The sequence below is a fragment of the Rhizobium sp. WSM1274 genome, from assembly GCF_025200775.1.
Lineage (GTDB): Bacteria > Pseudomonadota > Alphaproteobacteria > Rhizobiales > Rhizobiaceae > Rhizobium > Rhizobium leguminosarum_I.
On the sequence record NZ_CP104138.1, the window covers coordinates 4468060 to 4484213 of the forward strand.

16 protein-coding genes are annotated in these 16154 nt (G+C 60.3%); 8 read left to right on the forward strand and 8 right to left on the reverse strand.

What is annotated here, in order from left to right; all coding sequences use genetic code 11:
* Positions 1-47 precede the first annotated feature (47 nt).
* The 4 genes from N2600_RS22075 to N2600_RS22090 all read left to right on the forward strand — a co-directional run bounded on the left by N2600_RS22075 (position 48) and on the right by N2600_RS22090 (position 4605).
* Positions 48-1448 (forward strand): murein hydrolase activator EnvC family protein, encoded by a 1401-nt coding sequence (locus N2600_RS22075; protein ID WP_260297398.1) that lies wholly within the window; start codon positions 48-50, stop codon positions 1446-1448.
* Positions 1438-2760 (forward strand): S41 family peptidase, encoded by a 1323-nt coding sequence (locus tag N2600_RS22080; protein ID WP_170279948.1) that lies wholly within the window; start codon positions 1438-1440, stop codon positions 2758-2760. Before N2600_RS22075 ends, N2600_RS22080 begins: the two co-directional genes overlap by 11 nt.
* Positions 2761-2837: 77 nt before the next feature.
* Positions 2838-4034 carry a divergent polysaccharide deacetylase family protein gene (locus tag N2600_RS22085; protein ID WP_260297399.1) on the forward strand — a complete coding sequence of 399 codons (1197 nt, stop codon included), beginning with the start codon at positions 2838-2840 and terminating at the stop codon, positions 4032-4034.
* Between the two features lie 37 nt (positions 4035-4071).
* The gene (locus N2600_RS22090; RefSeq protein ID WP_260297400.1) at positions 4072-4605 is read left to right on the forward strand and encodes an RNA pyrophosphohydrolase; all 534 of its coding nucleotides are present in this window, start codon (positions 4072-4074) and stop codon (positions 4603-4605) included.
* Positions 4606-4692: 87 nt separating this feature from the next.
* Here the strand turns inward: N2600_RS22090 and bfr are convergent, their stop codons facing one another.
* From bfr to N2600_RS22115, 5 genes are all read right to left on the reverse strand, one after another.
* The gene (gene bfr / locus N2600_RS22095; RefSeq protein ID WP_017966050.1) at positions 4693-5178 is read right to left on the reverse strand and encodes a bacterioferritin; all 486 of its coding nucleotides are present in this window, start codon (positions 5176-5178) and stop codon (positions 4693-4695) included.
* Positions 5144-5542: a (2Fe-2S)-binding protein gene (locus N2600_RS22100; protein WP_017966049.1), complete on the reverse strand. Its 399-nt coding sequence runs from the start codon at positions 5540-5542 to the stop codon at positions 5144-5146. The genes bfr and N2600_RS22100 overlap by 35 nt, the downstream gene beginning before the upstream one ends.
* A gap of 136 nt (positions 5543-5678) precedes the next feature.
* Positions 5679-9143 carry an error-prone DNA polymerase gene (locus N2600_RS22105; protein ID WP_260297403.1) on the reverse strand — a complete coding sequence of 1155 codons (3465 nt, stop codon included), beginning with the start codon at positions 9141-9143 and terminating at the stop codon, positions 5679-5681.
* Positions 9140-10555, reverse strand: a complete 1416-nt coding sequence (locus N2600_RS22110; RefSeq protein WP_260298857.1) for a Y-family DNA polymerase — start codon at positions 10553-10555, stop codon at positions 9140-9142. The genes N2600_RS22105 and N2600_RS22110 overlap by 4 nt, the downstream gene beginning before the upstream one ends.
* Before the next feature lie 40 nt (positions 10556-10595).
* Positions 10596-11540: an ImuA family protein gene (locus N2600_RS22115; RefSeq protein ID WP_246726508.1), complete on the reverse strand. Its 945-nt coding sequence runs from the start codon at positions 11538-11540 to the stop codon at positions 10596-10598.
* Between the two features lie 161 nt (positions 11541-11701).
* On the opposite strand from N2600_RS22115, the gene N2600_RS22120 reads away from it, so the two are divergent.
* On the forward strand, positions 11702-12139 hold the full coding sequence (locus N2600_RS22120) for a metallopeptidase family protein (protein WP_003589582.1): 438 nt from the start codon (positions 11702-11704) through the stop codon (positions 12137-12139).
* Positions 12140-12242: 103 nt separating this feature from the next.
* Here N2600_RS22120 and N2600_RS22125 read toward each other — a convergent pair whose 3' ends face one another.
* Entirely contained in the window at positions 12243-12449 is a 207-nt protein-coding gene (locus N2600_RS22125) for a DUF1737 domain-containing protein (protein WP_017966045.1), read from the reverse strand.
* Positions 12449-13369, reverse strand: a complete 921-nt coding sequence (locus N2600_RS22130; protein ID WP_162114986.1) for an HpcH/HpaI aldolase/citrate lyase family protein — start codon at positions 13367-13369, stop codon at positions 12449-12451. The genes N2600_RS22125 and N2600_RS22130 overlap by 1 nt, the downstream gene beginning before the upstream one ends.
* 138 nt (positions 13370-13507) lie before the next feature.
* Between N2600_RS22130 and N2600_RS22135 the strand changes: the two genes are divergently transcribed.
* The 3 genes from N2600_RS22135 to leuD all read left to right on the forward strand — a co-directional run bounded on the left by N2600_RS22135 (position 13508) and on the right by leuD (position 15016).
* Complete coding sequence (locus N2600_RS22135; RefSeq protein WP_162114985.1) at positions 13508-13741, forward strand: hypothetical protein; 234 nt, start codon at positions 13508-13510, stop codon at positions 13739-13741.
* A 109-nt stretch (positions 13742-13850) separates the two neighbouring features.
* Complete coding sequence (locus N2600_RS22140) at positions 13851-14273, forward strand: VOC family protein (protein ID WP_017966042.1); 423 nt, start codon at positions 13851-13853, stop codon at positions 14271-14273.
* A gap of 134 nt (positions 14274-14407) precedes the next feature.
* Positions 14408-15016: a 3-isopropylmalate dehydratase small subunit gene (gene leuD, locus N2600_RS22145; RefSeq protein WP_130675953.1), complete on the forward strand. Its 609-nt coding sequence runs from the start codon at positions 14408-14410 to the stop codon at positions 15014-15016.
* Between the two features lie 61 nt (positions 15017-15077).
* On the opposite strand, the gene N2600_RS22150 is transcribed toward leuD, so the two are convergent.
* Entirely contained in the window at positions 15078-16010 is a 933-nt protein-coding gene (locus N2600_RS22150; RefSeq protein ID WP_222384347.1) for a pyridoxal-phosphate dependent enzyme, read from the reverse strand.
* Positions 16011-16154: the final 144 nt, after the last annotated feature.

Genomic DNA, 16154 nt, shown 5'->3' on the forward strand with positions numbered 1-16154 from the left:
AAAGTGCCCCAACACGCATGACGAGAGCATCCATCAGGCGACACCGCATGATCCTACCGGCTATCGCGGCCGGCGCCGCTGTGGCGGTGATCGTCATGTCGGCAGATCCGTTCATCGTCCGGGCGCAAGATGCCGCGCCCGAGGCGACACAATCTGCACCGCAGCCGGCAGCCGGGCTGGCGCCACCCGATCCAGCCGCCGAACTTGCCGCCAAACGTGATCAGACTCGTGCCGAACTCGAAACCCTGTCGAAGACGATCAGCCTCTCCACCGACAAGGTGAGCGCGCTTCAGCAGAGCATCGCCGATCTCGAAAAGAGCACGGATAGCATCCGCCAAGCACTGATCGATTCCGCCGCCCGCCGCAAGGCGCTCGAAAAGCAGCTCCTCGAAAGCGAGAACAAGCTTGCCGATCTCGGCGTCAAGGAGGATGGCATCCGCCATTCCCTGCACGAGCGCCGCGGTCTGCTGGCCGAGGTGCTGGCAGCGCTCCAGCGCATGGGCCGCAACCCACCGCCCGCTTTGCTTGTCACCCCCGACGATGCGCTTGCCTCCGTGCGCAGCGCCATTCTGCTCGGCGCCGTCGTGCCCGGCATTCGCAAGGAGACCGACAAGCTTGCTGCAGACCTCGCAAGCCTCGCCGCATTGCAGACCGCAAGCGCTGCCGAGAAGACCTCGCTGACGGCGACGATGACCAACGGCATCGAGGAAGAGCGGCGCATGGATCTGCTGCTTGCCGAAAACGACAAGCTCAGCCGCAGCAACGCCGCCGAACTCGAGGCCGAACGGAAACGCTCGGAGGAATTGGCAGGCAAGGCGACCAGCCTCGAAGGCCTCGTCGCCTCGATGGAATCCGAGATCGCTTCGGTGCGGGATGCCGCCGCTGCCGCCCGCCAGGCGGAAGAGAACCGCAAGCTGCTGACGGACGAGCAGCGCGCCCAGGCCAAGGCACTCGCCGACAGCGGCGTGCCCGATAAAAACCGCATTGCGCCCGCATATCCCTTCGGAGAATTGAAGGCGAAATTGGAGGTGCCCGTTACGGGCGATATCCTGCGCCAGTTCGGCGATGCCGACGGCACCGGGCACGAAGCCATGGGAATGACGGTGGCCACCAATCCAGAAACGGTGGTGACGGCGCCTGCGGATGGTCTGGTGGTTTTCGCCGGCGCGTTCCGCAGTTACGGCCAGATGATCATCCTCGACGCGGGCGATGGATACCACCTGGTTCTCTCGGGAATGGATACGATCAATACCCGTCAGGGAAAATTCGTTTTCTCCGGTGAGCCACTTGCCGTGATGGGCGCGAAAAGAGTGGCAAGCGCGACTGCATTGGCGCTGGAAACGAACCGGCCAACGCTTTACATTGAATTTCGAAAGGACGGTAAACCGGTCGATTCCCGGCCGTGGTGGACCGCCAAAGACACTGGAAAGGCACGCAATGATTCGTAGGGCTTCTCTTGTTCTGGTCGGCGCATTGATGGGTGCGACCGCAATGAGCGTCATTTACTCGGCGGGTGTGCCGGCAGAAGCGGCCGGATCCTCGACTTACAAGGAACTTTCGGTTTTCGGAGATGTCTTCGAACGTGTGCGTGCGCAATATGTGACGCCGCCTGCGGAAGACAAGCTGATCGAGAACGCCATCAACGGCATGCTCTCCTCGCTCGACCCGCATTCGAGCTACATGAATTCGAAGGACGCCGAGGACATGCGCACCCAGACCAAGGGTGAGTTCGGCGGCCTCGGCATCGAAGTCACGATGGAAGACGAACTCGTCAAGGTCATCACCCCGATCGACGACACGCCCGCCGCCAAGGCCGGCGTTCTCGCCGGCGACTATATCTCCGAAATCGACGGCCAGTCCGTGCGCGGGCTGAAGCTGGAAGACGCCGTCGAGAAGATGCGTGGCGCCGTCAACACGCCGATCAAGCTGACGCTGATCCGCAAGGGTGCCGACAAGCCGATCGAGCTGACGATCGTCCGTGACGTCGTGGCCGTCCAGGCAGTCAAGTCGCGTGTCGAGGACGATGTCGGTTATCTCCGCATCATCTCCTTCACCGAGAAGACCTATCCTGACATGGAAAAGGCGATCAAGAAGATCAAGGAAACCGTTCCGGCCGACAAGCTGAAGGGTTATGTTCTCGACCTGCGCCTCAATCCGGGCGGTTTGCTCGACCAGGCGATCAACGTCTCCGATGCCCTGCTGCAGCGCGGCGAAGTTGTTTCGACCCGTGGCCGCAACCCGGATGAAACACGCCGCTTCAATGCCGGCCCGGGCGACCTGACGGATGGCAAGCCGGTGATCGTGCTGATCAACGGCGGTTCGGCTTCCGCATCGGAAATCGTCGCCGGCGCTCTTCAGGATCTGCGCCGTGCCACCGTTCTCGGCACTCGCTCCTTCGGCAAGGGTTCCGTCCAGACGATCATCCCGCTCGGCGAAAACGGCGCGCTGCGCCTGACCACGGCGCTCTATTACACGCCGTCGGGCCGCTCGATCCAGGGTACCGGCATCACTCCCGACATCAAGGTCGAGGAGCCGCTGCCGCAGGAACTGCAGGGCAAGATGGTGACCGAAGGCGAATCCAGCCTGCGCGGCCACATCAAGGGCCAGAGCGAAACCGATGAAGGTTCGGGTTCCGTTGCCTACGTCCCGCCGGACCCCAAGGACGACGTTCAGCTGAACTACGCGCTCGACCTTCTGCGCGGCAAGAAGACCGATCCGGCCTTCCCGCCGAACCCAGATAAGGCCGTCGTCGCCAAATAATTGATCACCTCAAGGCCGGGCACCTCGCCCGGCCTTGAGCCTTTCTGCTGTTTCCCGGTTTTGGAGCGGGCGAAAAATTGGGAACGGACCTGCATACGCCTCTGGGCCGCAACCGCAAAACCGGCCGCAAGCGTCCGGGTGTTCTGCGCCTCGGCCGCATCGCCGCCAGTCTTTGCCTTTTCGCCATAGGCGGCTTTTCCCTCTATACGGCGTTTCGCGGCGATGAGCTCGAACGCGCCAAGCGGCCGGCGGCCGAACAAGCCGCAACGCCCCCTGCCAATAGCCCTCAGCCGCCGACGGCCACCGCGGACAAAGGGGGCGACGGTATGCCCCGCGCCGACCCGCGCTCGGGCGCCAATGTCGAGCAGATGGTCACGGGGGACGGCTCGGTCGTCACCAAATACAGCCCCCGCCCGCGCGACGGCGGCGGACCGGTGCTGGTCGACGCCATGCAGATCGGCCAGGATCCGCGCATGGCGGCCCAGCCCAATGAAGCGCTGCTCGAAGAGACGCCTTTTGGCAGGCTGCCGACCGTCGGCCCCGACGGCCGGCGGCCGATGGATCAATATGCGCGTCCCTCGTCCGGGGCGCGCGGCGTCCGCATCGCCATCGTCGTCAGTGGCCTCGGGCTCAGCCAGACCGGAACGCAGCGCGCCATCGCGCAACTGCCGGAGGAAATCACCTTCGCTTTCGCCGCAAGCGGCAACAGCCTGCAGCGCTGGATGCAGGAAGCCCGCCGCGGCGGTCACGAGATCCTTCTCCAGGTGCCGCTCGAACCCTTTGATTATCCGGCAAACGATCCAGGCCCCGAAACGCTGTTGACCACAAAATCGGCCGCCCGCAACATCGAAAACCTGCACAAGGCGATGGGTGAGATCACCAACTATACCGGCGTCATGAATTATCTCGGCGGCCGTTTCCTGTCTGATCCCGCCGCCATGGAACCTGTCATGCGAGACATCGGCAAGCGCGGGTTGCTGTTTCTCGACGACGGCACCTCGGCGCAGTCGAAGACGGCGGCGATCGCCAAGGGAACCGAACTGCCCTATGCCTTCGCCGACCTGCAGCTCGACGGCCAGCTTGATATCAACGCCGTCCTGAAGAAGCTCGACGAGCTCGAGCGCATCGCTCGCAAGAATGGCCAGGCGATCGGCATCGCCTCGGCTTTCGATGAGAGCGTTGACGCCATCGCCAAATGGAGCGAGGAGGCGGCGATGCGCGGCGTCGAGATCGTCGGCGTTGCCGCCCTTTCCAACGACCCCCGGAATCCTTGAGAGCATCCCTGAGAAGAATCCCAATTCGGAGAAGAAGATGAACCAGGCGAGCGTGAAAGCCGAGGATCTGCCCTACCGCCCCTGCGTCGGGGTGATGATCCTGAACCGCGATGGCCTCGTCTGGGCCGGGCGGCGCATCCCCGATGGCAATTCCGAATATGACGGCTCGCCGCAGCTCTGGCAGATGCCGCAGGGGGGCATCGACAGGGGCGAGGATCCATTGGACGCTGCCTACCGCGAGCTTTACGAAGAGACCGGCATGAGGACGGTGACCCTGCTTGCCGAAGCGAGAGACTGGATCAATTATGATCTGCCGCCGGCACTGATCGGCATCGGGCTCAGGGGGAAATTCCGCGGCCAGACGCAGCGCTGGTTCGCCTTCCGCTTCGACGGCGACGACAGCGAGATCGCCATCAACCCGCCGCCTGGCGGCCATGAACCGGAATTCGATGCTTGGGAATGGAAGCCGATGCAGCAACTGCCAAGGCTGATCGTGCCCTTCAAGCGCGCCGTCTACGACCAAGTGGTGGCCGAGTTCCAGCATTTGGAAACACTTCAATCGGAAGACTGATCACGGCGGGATGACTGCCGCCGTATGCGTTCGGCGGCGGGAATAGGATCTCCGGCCGCCATGAGCGGCCGGCATCCCGTTCGAACCTTATTCGGCTTCATTGGCGGAATCGGCGTTGAGCTGGCCGTATTTGCTCTCGCCGATTTTCTCGAGCAGGTCGATCTGTGTTTCGAGGAAATCGATATGACCTTCCTCGTCGGCCAGCAACTCCTCGAAAAGTTTCATGGAAACGTAGTCGCCGGCGTCATGACAGATATCGCGCGACTTCTTGTAGGCTGTGCGGGCGTCGTACTCGCCGGCAAGATCGGCTTCCAGAACTTCCTTGACGTTCTGGCCGATGCGTAGAGGTGCAAGGGTCTGCAGATTGGGATGGCCTTCAAGGAAGATGATGCGGGCGACAAGCCTATCGGCGTGATGCATCTCTTCGATGGATTCGGCGCGCTCCTTCTTGGCGAGCTTGGTGTAACCCCAGTCCTCAAGAAGACGATAGTGAACCCAATATTGGTTGACTGCCCCGAGCTCGAGGAACAACGCCTCGTTAAGCCGCTCGATGACCTTTTTGTCGCCTTTCAATGTCCGCTCTCCTGTTTTCCTCATGGAATTGTTTCAAGCGGGACATGAAATCAAATATTTCGGTCTCCGTCGAGTGACGACGGGCGTGATATTCCTCGGTCGTCTGGATAATGATGTCGACGACGTTGGGAAAACAGCCGCAGCAGCGGCCGCGTTTTTCCATGGCGTGGTAGACCTTCGCAGGCACAATAAGCTGCCAACAATCTTCATCGAGAAGGTTGGTGATAACCTCCCGGATTTCCTTATCGGTTATATAATTGCAGCTGCAGACAAGCACGTCTTCATTCCAAACATGACACTGACTATCGTGTTTTCTGCTAAAGAAGATGGTGACTGTCAAGAAAAAATTTGAGTCGCGGGTCATTCAGTCGGGCGGCCGAAGGGCACTCCGGAGGCGGACAGCTTTTGAAGAATTGGCCTGAAATCCGAATTTCTATCTAGATCAAAGGCATACAGCACAACGTCGTCCGAAAGCGCGTGGCGTTTTTTAGCATCACTCTTTAATGGAAATTCCGTCCCCGCGGCATGACTTGGGCTGTTTCCGCCACAACCGCATGACCGCTTGCGGCAGCCATCCGCTTTTCCAGCTCCGCCCTATCTCGTACCTGCGCGAGCTTTCTCTGCCGCTGATCGATACCCGGCTTCAGTACCTCGTCCGATCGCTCGCAGACGCCGAAACGCCGGGCCTCGCGTTGCAGGATACCGAGCGCCGGCGTCATGTCCTCGATATGCTCGACGACGGTATGGATCACCCCGCTCTGGCTTTGCAGCCTGCCGCGGATTTTCACCAGCCGGGCACCCATGACGATCGCCCGGTATTTATCGAATACTTTGCTCCAGACGATGGCATTGGCGACCCCGGTTTCGTCCTCCAGCGTCATGAAGATCACCCCTTTGGCCGAACCTGGACGCTGCCGCACCAGCACCAATCCAGCAACTGTCACCCTCTTTCCGTTCGGTACTGTCAGAAGATCGACATTGCGCGTGATGCCCATTTTCTGAAGTTCCTCCCGCAGGAAGGAAACCGGATGCGCCTTGAGCGACAGGGAGAGATAACGGTAATCCTCGATCACCTGTTCGCCCGGCAGCATGTCTGGCAGCTTCGTCGCAGGCTCGGCCTGGAGGTCGACATGACGGACCTGCTCGAAAAGCGGCAGCTCCTCGGTCGCGCTTTTCACATCCAGCGCCCGCACCGCCCAGAGCGCGTCGCGTCGTGACAGTTTGAGGGACTGGAACGCATCGGCATCCGCCAGTCGCTCGATGACGGATTTTTGCAGGCCGGACCGCAGCCAGAGATCGCGCACCGAACTGTAGCCTTTGCCTCGATTGTCGACGAGCTGTTCCATATCGTCTGTCGAGAGACCCTTGATCTGCCGGAAGCCCAGCCGCACCGCATGCCGGGTCTTGATGATCTCGCGCATCTTGTCATGCCGGAAATCGATGGCATTCCGATCGAAGGCAGCCTCTTCCAGACCGCACTCCCAGTTCGATGCATTGATGTCGACCGGCAGGATCTTTACCCCGTGCTCGCGTGCATCCCGCACCAGCTGCGCCGGCGCATAAAAGCCCATCGGTTGGGAATTCAGCATCGCCGCGCAGAAGACGTCGGGATAATAGGCCTTGAGCCATGAAGAGGCATAGACGAGCAGCGCAAAGGAGGCGGCATGGCTTTCCGGAAAACCGTATTCACCGAAGCCTTTGATCTGGTTGAAACACTGTTGCGCGAACTCCGGATCATAGTCCTTTGCGACCATTCCCTCGATGAACCGCTTTTCGAAGTTACCGATCGTACCCGTTCTTTTGAATGTCGCCATCGCTCTGCGAAGCTTGTCGGCTTCCGCAGGTTTGAAGCCTGCGGCGGTAATGGCGATCTGCATGGCCTGTTCCTGGAACAAGGGCACGCCGAGGGTTCTTTCCAGAACCGTTTCCAGCTCCTTGCTCGGATATTTGATCGGAATGTTCTTGGCCCGCTGCTCCCGGCGTTTCAGATAGGGATGCACCATGTCGCCCTGGATCGGACCTGGCCGAACGATCGCCACCTCGATGACGAGATCGTAGAACACCTTCGGCTTAAGACGCGGCAGCATGCTCATCTGCGCCCGGCTTTCGATCTGGAAGACGCCGAGCGTGTCGGCCCGGCCCATCATCTCGTAGACCGGCTCACCTTCGTCCCCGTGCTCCTTGTGGCCAAGGTCTGCGAGCGTCTTCTTCACATCGTAATGCAGCTCCAGCAGCGAAAAGGCCTTCCGCAGGCAGGTCAACATGCCGAGCGCCAGCACATCTACCTTGAGGATCTTGACGTTGTCGAGGTCGTCCTTGTCCCATTCGATCATGTAGCGATCCGGCATCGCCGTCTTCATGATCGGCACCACCTCGTCGAGCCGGTCCCGCGTGATGACGAAGCCGCCGACATGCTGGGTGAGGTGGCGCGGGAAGCCGAGAAGCTCGGAGGCATATTTCAGCACGTTCTGGGTCACCGGATCCTTGACGTCGAGACCCGCCGCCTTGGCGTCGCGTTCAGAGAGATTGTCCTCCGACCACCCCCAGACGAGGCTGCTGATCGCCGACTGGACATCCTCCGACAGCCCGAAGGCCTTGGCGACCTCGCGGCCGGCCGAACGGGTGCGGTAGGTGGTCACCCCCGCCGTCAGTCCGGCATGTTCTCTTTTGTATTTTTTGTAGATGAACTGAATGACCTCTTCGCGTCGGTCATGCTCGAAATCGACATCGATATCCGGCGGTTCGTCGCGATCCATCGAAATGAAGCGATCGAACAGCAGCGTGCTCTTTTCGGGATCGACCTCCGTTATCTCAAGACAATAGCAGATGACCGAATTTGCCGCCGATCCGCGCCCTTGGCACAAGACCTTGAGTTCATAGCGGGCGTGCTGGATGATCCTGTGCACCGTCAGGAAATAAGAGGCGTAATTCTTATCACTGATAAGCTTCAGTTCGTAATCGATCTGCTTTGCAACTTTCTCAGGAATGCCATCAGGATAACGTTTTGTCGCTCCTGCTCTCGTCAGCCTTTCGAGAGTTTCCTGCGGTGTTTCGCCGGGATCGTTTTCAGGCGGATAATTGTGCTCCAGTTCCTTCAGCGAAAAGGTCAGCCTGTCGAAAAATACCTGCGCATTTTCGATCGCATCGGGATAGTCCCGGAAGATCCGGGCCATTTCACGTGAATCCTTGAGGTAGCGTTCGGCATTCGGCGCCAGCAGGAATCCGGCTTGCGCTATCTGCACATGCTCCCGGATCGCGATCACGACATCCGAAAGCGGCCGGCGTTCGGGATGGTGGTAAAGTGGTTGGTTGGTCGCAATCAGCGGCACGCGATTTCCGGCAGCAAGCATGGCAATCACCGCAAAGACCTGCCTGTCGCGACCGTCATACGCTGGCGCCAGCGCCATAAAAAAAGCCTTGCGGAAGCGTCTGCGAAACCGTTCCAGATAATCTTCCAGCGTCGACTGACCCGCCTGATGACCGACAAGGGTGCGATCGGGAACGAGGGCAAGCATCATCTCGTCCCCCCATTCCATGAGCTCCGCTTCCGTCAGAATGCAGCTTCCCTTGATCGCTTCCTCCTTCAGATTGCCGGCGCTGAGAAGGCGGCAAAGGTTCGCCCAGCCTCGCCGGCTGCGGGGATAGGCGAGGATATCAGGCGTTCCGTCGGAAAAGACGAGACGGGCGCCCGGTTGAACCCGGATAGGATCGAGGATGACCTCCATTTTTCCTTCCTTCTCAGCCTGGGCCAGAATCTCATCCCTGTTCTTGTATCTCTCCTCAAGCTGCTCCGCCTGGGCATGCGCCCGCACGACGCCTGCAACCGAATTCCGGTCCGCAATCCCGAGGCCGCCGAGTTTCAGGTAAGCGGCCTGCACGACCATCTCTTCCGGGCTGGAGGCGCCTTCAAGAAACGAGAAATTTGTCCTTGTGCCGATCTCAAAGAATGCGCGCGTGGTTGTCATGCGAACACACCATGCATGAACCAGCGAGGATCAAGCTCCTGACCATAGAAGCCCCGCCGATAGATCCAGAAGCGATGTCCGGTCTCATCCTCGATGCGGAAATAGTCACGCGCCTCGGCGTCATTTCCATCGATCCACCATTCCATGGCAATCCGTTCCGGCCCTTCGCTTCTTGCCACCTGATGCTGCATACGCCGCCAGCGAAAGATCTGCGGCGGACCGTCGGGGACTTCGGCAAGTATGGTCTCGACGGGCTCCGGCGTTGCAAACAGCCGCAGCGGGCGCTCTTCGCGGAAAGGAAGCTGGATGTCCTGCTCCGCCTCCCGCCTGGGAAGGCTCTCCATCACAGGAACCGTGATGACGGCGCGTTCCGGAACATGGCTCTCGCGAAGCTGGAAGCTTTGCAGGCAATCCGCACCCAGCCGGGCCGAGACCCGGTCGACGATGGCCGAAAGCGAGATCTCTCCCTGCCGGTCGCCTTCGAAATCACCCTGCGCCTCGTTGAAGGGATCATGCCGCAACACATTCAACCGCAGGATCTCGAAGCCATAGCCGGCATCGAGATCATCATAGACCGCCTGCAATCGCTCGGAAAAAAGCCCGGCGATGAACTTTGGTTCGCGAAGCGGCTGCGAAGCGCCGACGGAGATACGAAAGACCCTGCCGTCGACGCGGAACAGGACCAGTTCGAACACCCGCCCGCCAGCCCCCCGCGCCTCCAGCGACGGCTGCAGCAATAGGGCGACCTGCCTGGTGACGGCAAGGATCTGCTCTTCCGTCCCGATGGGCTCGATCAGGCGGCTTTCGGCCGAGAGGCTGGCAACAGGACGCCGGGGCGAGACCGGCTCCTCTTCACGTCCCAGCGCCTGGTCGAGACGCAGAAGCAGCTCCGGGCCGAACCGGCGGGTCAGCGGCGCGCGCGGTGCATCGATGATGTCGCCGATATATTTCAGACCGAGCTTGTTCAGGGCAGCGACGGTTTGTCCTTCCAGCCGCAAGGCTGCGACCGGCAAGGACATCAGCACATGTTCCGCCTCCTCGTCCCCGATCACGCCGCCTTGCCCGAAGCGGGACGCGGCCCAGGAAAGGCCTGATGCCGATGAGACCGCGCCGCGGGCATCGAATCCCATATGGAAAAGCCGCGACAGCACATCCTTGAGAAGCGCCTTTTCACCGCCGAAGAGATGGGCGCAGCCGCTAATGTCGAGAAACAGACCGTCCTTGCCGTCGAACGCCACCAGCGGCGTATAGCGGTCGCACCAGTCGGCAATGGCCTCCAGCAACCGGCGGTCGGCCGCCAGATCCTCTTCCGCCACCTCGAGCATGGGGTACATGGCGCGCGCTTCGGCAACGCCCAGCTCCTTCCTCAGCCCCAACCTTTCGGCCAACTCGTCCAGTGCCGTCAGCCGCATGGCATTGTTGAGCTTGCCGGAACAGACGATAGGCGGCGTTTCAGGACGCCCTTTCGAACGCCAGGAGAGCCCCCATCGCTTGCGGGCGATCCGGTCCGTTGGCAGATGCGGGAAGCTGAGCGCCAGAATGCGCTGACTGTTCGCCTGGAGGACGAACGAGGTTTGGTTCGGCGACAGGGAGAAATTGGCGGTCATGGGGATTCCACTCCAGAAGAAAGGAGAGCGGGGCCGGATTGCGGCTCTTCTCCAGCGTGAGACGGAAAATCGGATTGCCGATGCTGCCGGAAAGTTTCGATCCATCCGGCAACGGCCGCAGACCGGACGGGGCCGGCTCAACATGCAGACGGAAGGCCGCACTGCTTGCCTCCTCTGCTCCGGCCTGGCGGACAAGGAATAGCGGACGGCGGGCAGCATGCGCCCTGAGACTGAGCCTGCGGCTTTCGGTCAGGCCAAAATGGGCGGGATTGCCTCGCACTTCGAAGATGACGGCCGAGAAGGCAGCGCTTTCCACCGCCACCTCCGCCAGCCAGAGCGCCTCATCCAGCTTGCGCGGCGCGGCATGGAGAAACCGCTCCGGGCTCAATCCGAAATCCCGAAGCCCTGGTGCATAGGGACGACCGGCCTCCAGCGTGCCGACGGCATCGCCGATCCAGAGCAACGGCATAAGCCTGCCGGCATCCGCTTCCTGTTTCTGCAGCCGCGCGGCAACAGCCATCGCCAGCCCGCTTGCCGCACCGGCATCGCGAGACAGAGCCGAGCGGAATTCGGTGATCGCATCGAGCGGCAACCCGCCTTCCAGCGCGCTGTCGAGAAATTCAACCCCAAACGCCAAGGGCGGCAGAATGCGTCTCCTGGGTGTCTGACCTCCTGCCGCCAAGGCTTCCTGCTCCGCCGCGGCAAGCGCCGGCGCGAGCCTTCCCTCCAGTCTGGCGATGGTTTCGCGGAGCGCAAAAAGCCGCTCGCGCGCCAGGGCGTGCTGCGCCATGGCGTTCTCCAATTCGTCTTGTTCCTGTTATGTTCTTATAGATTCCAGAGAGCTAATGAAGAGTCAACGGCCATTTTCTATGAATTTATTCCTGCCTTTGATTCCGCACTCGAAAATCGGCGATAAAGGTTCTATATGGGCCCGCAAAGGAAGGAATATTCATGGCCCGCATAGACCAGAGCGATGATTGGCGGGACCGCCATGCGCCGACGATCAGCACCTTCGAGTCGCTGGCGATGGAGGCCTATAGCCATTTGCCGGATGAATTTCGCCAGTTGACGACCAACCTCACGATCGAGATTGAAGATTTCCCCGATGACGACGTTTTCGAGGACATGGCGCTGGAAACCCCTTTCGATCTGCTCGGCCTTTTCGAGGGCAGGGGCATTTCCGAACGTTTCACGCTGGAAACCGGCGAGATGCCGAACCGCATCCGCCTGTACCGCCGCCCCATCCTCGACTACTGGGCTGAGAACGACGAGACGCTCGGCGATATCATCACCCACGTCCTGATCCACGAGATCGGTCACCATTTCGGCCTAAGCGACGATGACATGGAGCGGATCGAGGCAAGCGCCGAGGAAGCCGCCGAACGATAGAGCGCCGCGCGTCCAAGGACGCGCTAAGGACGCTCTATCACTTTCAATCACGCATAATCCTTTCCGAAAATCGATTACAATTTCGGGGTTATGCGCTAAAACCTCACTGCTCTGAGAGCTTCATCTCAGGATCGTAATCCTTGCCTTCGACATGCTTGACGACGGCCTGGCCGCATTGCATCGCGCCGGTCGCGGCATTGAAAGCATAGGTCGGCGAGCCCTCCAGCGACCAGCCCTTGTTGAGGACGGCGGTGACCTTGTGGCAAAAGGAAGCATCGTCGGGACCGGTCAGGAAGCGGTAAAGTTTCATTACATCATCTTTCGTGCTGCAATCTGGCGGGCTGCGATCAGGCGGGCTTTATGGACCAGACTTTCCGCTTGGGCAAGATGCAGCCGCTCGATCATCCGCCCGCCTGCATTGATGACGTTCAGCCCATCGGAAGCGGGGTCGGCAAAGGCTGATATGATCGCCTCCGCTTCTGCAATCGCCGCCGGATCGGGGCCGAAATGGCGGTTGGCGGGCTCGATCTGCGCCGGATGGATCAGCATCTTGCCGGCAAAACCCATGGCCCGGCTCTGCAGGCATTCGGCATCGAAACCCTGTTCATCCCTGAAATCGTTGAAGACGCTGTCGATCGCATCGAGCCCGTAGGCGCTGACCGCAAGGACGACCTGCATCAGCCACGGCACGAGATAGCTCCTCCCCGGTTGTGGAAGCACACCGGTTTCCTTGCGTAGGTCGTTGAGCCCGACGACGAGACAATCGAGCCGCGAGCCCGGGGTGCGTCCGGCTTCGGCGATAACAGCCGCATTCAGGATGCCACGCGGTGTCTCGATCATCGCCCAGATGCGCAGATCTTCCGGTGCTTCGGCCTCGGAGAGAAGGTCACTGAGCGCCATGACATCCTGCGGTTCGTCGACCTTCGGCAGCAGCACGGCGTCGGGATTGAGCGCGATTACCAGTTCCATGTCCGCCAGACCGAAATTGGTCGACAGGTCATTGATGCGGATGATCCGCTCCTTGCCTTCGAGCGGCCGAGCCGAAAAGAAATTCCTCAGATTTTCCCGCGCTTCCGCCTTTCTTTCCGGCGCCACGGAATCCTCGAGATCGAAGATCACGGCATCGCAATCGACCGCATGGGTCTTTTCGAGGGCGCGGGGATTGATGGCAGGCGCACTCAACACCGAACGGCGCAGGCGGGCGGAGCGGGTCGTGGGATTTCGGCTCATGGCGAATTAGTGCCAAGCTTTGAAAGCCGAAGCAAGCAGCCCACCCCAGAACATCGAGCAGAACAACAAAAAGCCATGCTTGCCTTGCAGAGAGGAAAGAGAAGGACCACATTCCTTTCCGAAGAAAGGTCTCTAACCATGCAGAACATTCGCTCCATCTTCCTCATGCTTGCCGGCGCCACCGTTTTCGTGGCTATGCTGCTTCTCACCTTTTCGGTGACGCTCGCCGTCGGCGGCATCCTGACCGTGCTCATGGTCGGACGTGCGCTTTCGATGAAGATGAAGCCCGCTCCGGTTCGCGCCAAGGCAAATAACGGCCATCGCGAAATGCGGGTGTGGAACGACGGCCGCGGCACGATCATCGATCTCTGATCATCTTTTCGCTGAAAATTTGGCCGACACTGTCGCATCGCGCGTCCATGTTACGTCTTTGAAGCAGCCGGGCATTCAGCCGGCGCTTCAGAACGAATGGAGGACAAGCATGGATACGACGACAGAGAGCAACCCGACCAAGATGCCACCGGTCAAGAATGGCCTGCTGCCCTATCTGACGATCGACGGCGCAGTGAAAGCTGCGGAATTCTACAAGAAGGCCTTCGGCGCCGAAGAGGCCTATCTCGTGCCGGTCGACGAGAGCGGCCGAACGATGCATGTGCATCTTTACATCAACGGCAGCTCCCTCATGCTGTCGGATGCCTATCCCGAATACGGTCATCCCTTCAAAGGCCATGAAGGCTTCGCCATTCAGCTGGTGGTCGACGATATCGATTTCTGGTGGAACCGTGCCGTGGCTGCCGGCGCCGAAATCGTCATGCCGGTCGAACTGATGTTCTGGGGCGACCGCTACGGCCAGCTTCGTGATCCGTTCGGCGTCCTCTGGGGCCTGAACGCGCCGTCCAAATAAGGGACAGCCTCAATCGGCGGACCGCGCGAAACGTCGCGTGGCCGCCGTCTGTGAAAAGATTCTCCTTCATTTCGGCGAAAAACTGGACTAGATGCAAATTCAGAAAGTAGATTTGCTGAAATGGAGCATGGATCATGGATAAATTCGTGAAGCTCACGGGCGTTGCAGCGCCGCTGCCGGTCGTCAACGTCGACACCGACATGATCATTCCGAAGGATTATCTGAAGACGATCAAGCGCACCGGCCTCGGCACCGGCCTCTTCGCGGAAGCCCGCTACAACGAGGACGGCTCAGAAAACCCGGATTTCGTGCTGAACAAGCCGGCCTATCGCGATGCCAAGATCCTCGTTGCCGGCGATAATTTCGGCTGCGGCTCCTCGCGCGAGCACGCCCCCTGGGCGCTTCTCGATTTCGGCATCCGCTGCGTGATCTCGACCAGCTTCGCCGACATCTTCTACAACAACTGTTTCAAGAACGGCATTCTGCCGATCAAGGTCAGCCAGGAAGATCTCGACAAGCTGATGGACGACGCCTCGCGCGGCTCCAACGCCATCCTCACCGTCGACCTCGAAAACCTCGAGATCACCGGTCCCGATGGTGGCTTGATCAAGTTCGATCTCGACGAATTCAAGCGCCACTGCCTGCTGAACGGTCTCGACGATATCGGCCTGACGCTGGAAAAAGGCAAGGCGATCGACAACTTCGAAAAGAAGAATGCCGCTTCGCACCCCTGGGCAGCCTGAGCCCAATCCAATCGATTACCGATCAAGCCGGGCATTTGCCCGGCTTTTTCTTTGGTGTGGGTCAAAGAAATTTTTCTTTCCAGCCCCTGAGTTTTTCGAGCGACACACCGATGCCGCCGCAGACTTCGATAAGCGGATGGTCGAAGCGCTGAAGCAGTCCGGCATGCACATCGGCAACGGCAAGGGCCGCGCCGCAAGCCGGCTCGACCAGAATGCGCTGCGCATCGGCAAATTTCAGGCAGGCGGCAACGGCATCGGCGTCGCTGACGACAACACTTTCAATCGGATGCTGCTTCGGCAGGTCGAAGACATGCTGCGCCACTTGCCGCGCGCCGAGCGAATTGGCAATCGAAGTAATGGCGGAAAGGGTGATGCGCTCATTCGCCCTGAGACTGGCGTTCAGCGAAGCCGCCCCTTCCGTTTCGACGGCGATAACAGGCACATCGAAAAGCCCGTTTCGCTTCAAGCCCTCGACAATGCCGGCAAGCAGCCCGCCACCGCCGACGCTGGTGACGACGCAATCGAATTTTGCCCCCTTCGCCACCACCTCGTCGATCAGCGTGGCATGGCCATCCCACAGAAGCGGATGGTCGAAGGGGTGCACATAGGTTGCCTTGCGGCTTCGGGCGAGTTCGACTGCATGGGCATTGGCCTCGTCGAAAACCGAACCATGAACGAGGACATTGGCGCCCGTTGCGGCAATCGTCTGGCGGACATCGGCCGCCGTCGTCTCCGGCACGACGATCGTGACCGGCACACCGAGCGCCCGGCCGGCATAAGCCGCCGCAATGCCGGCATTACCGCCAGAAGCACAGAAGATCTCGCGCGCGCCATTTTCCACCTCGTACTGGCAAAGTCGGCCGACGCCGCGCAGCTTGAAGCTGCCGGAAGGCTGCAGCGCATCAAGCTTCAGCCAGAGCGGTTTGCCGCTGGCGCTATGGCCAGGTGCTGTCTGAACCAAGGGCGTGTCGAGATGGAGAGGTACGAAAGGCATGGGGAACCATCCAGGGAAATAAAGCTAGGAGCTACCTTTCTAATCCGTTTGCGGGCGCAGGAGCAATCATCGCTGCTCAGAGCGATGCGTACCGATTCACCGCTTCTGTCGCTTGAAATGCCCATTTCCGGGGTCTAAGAAACC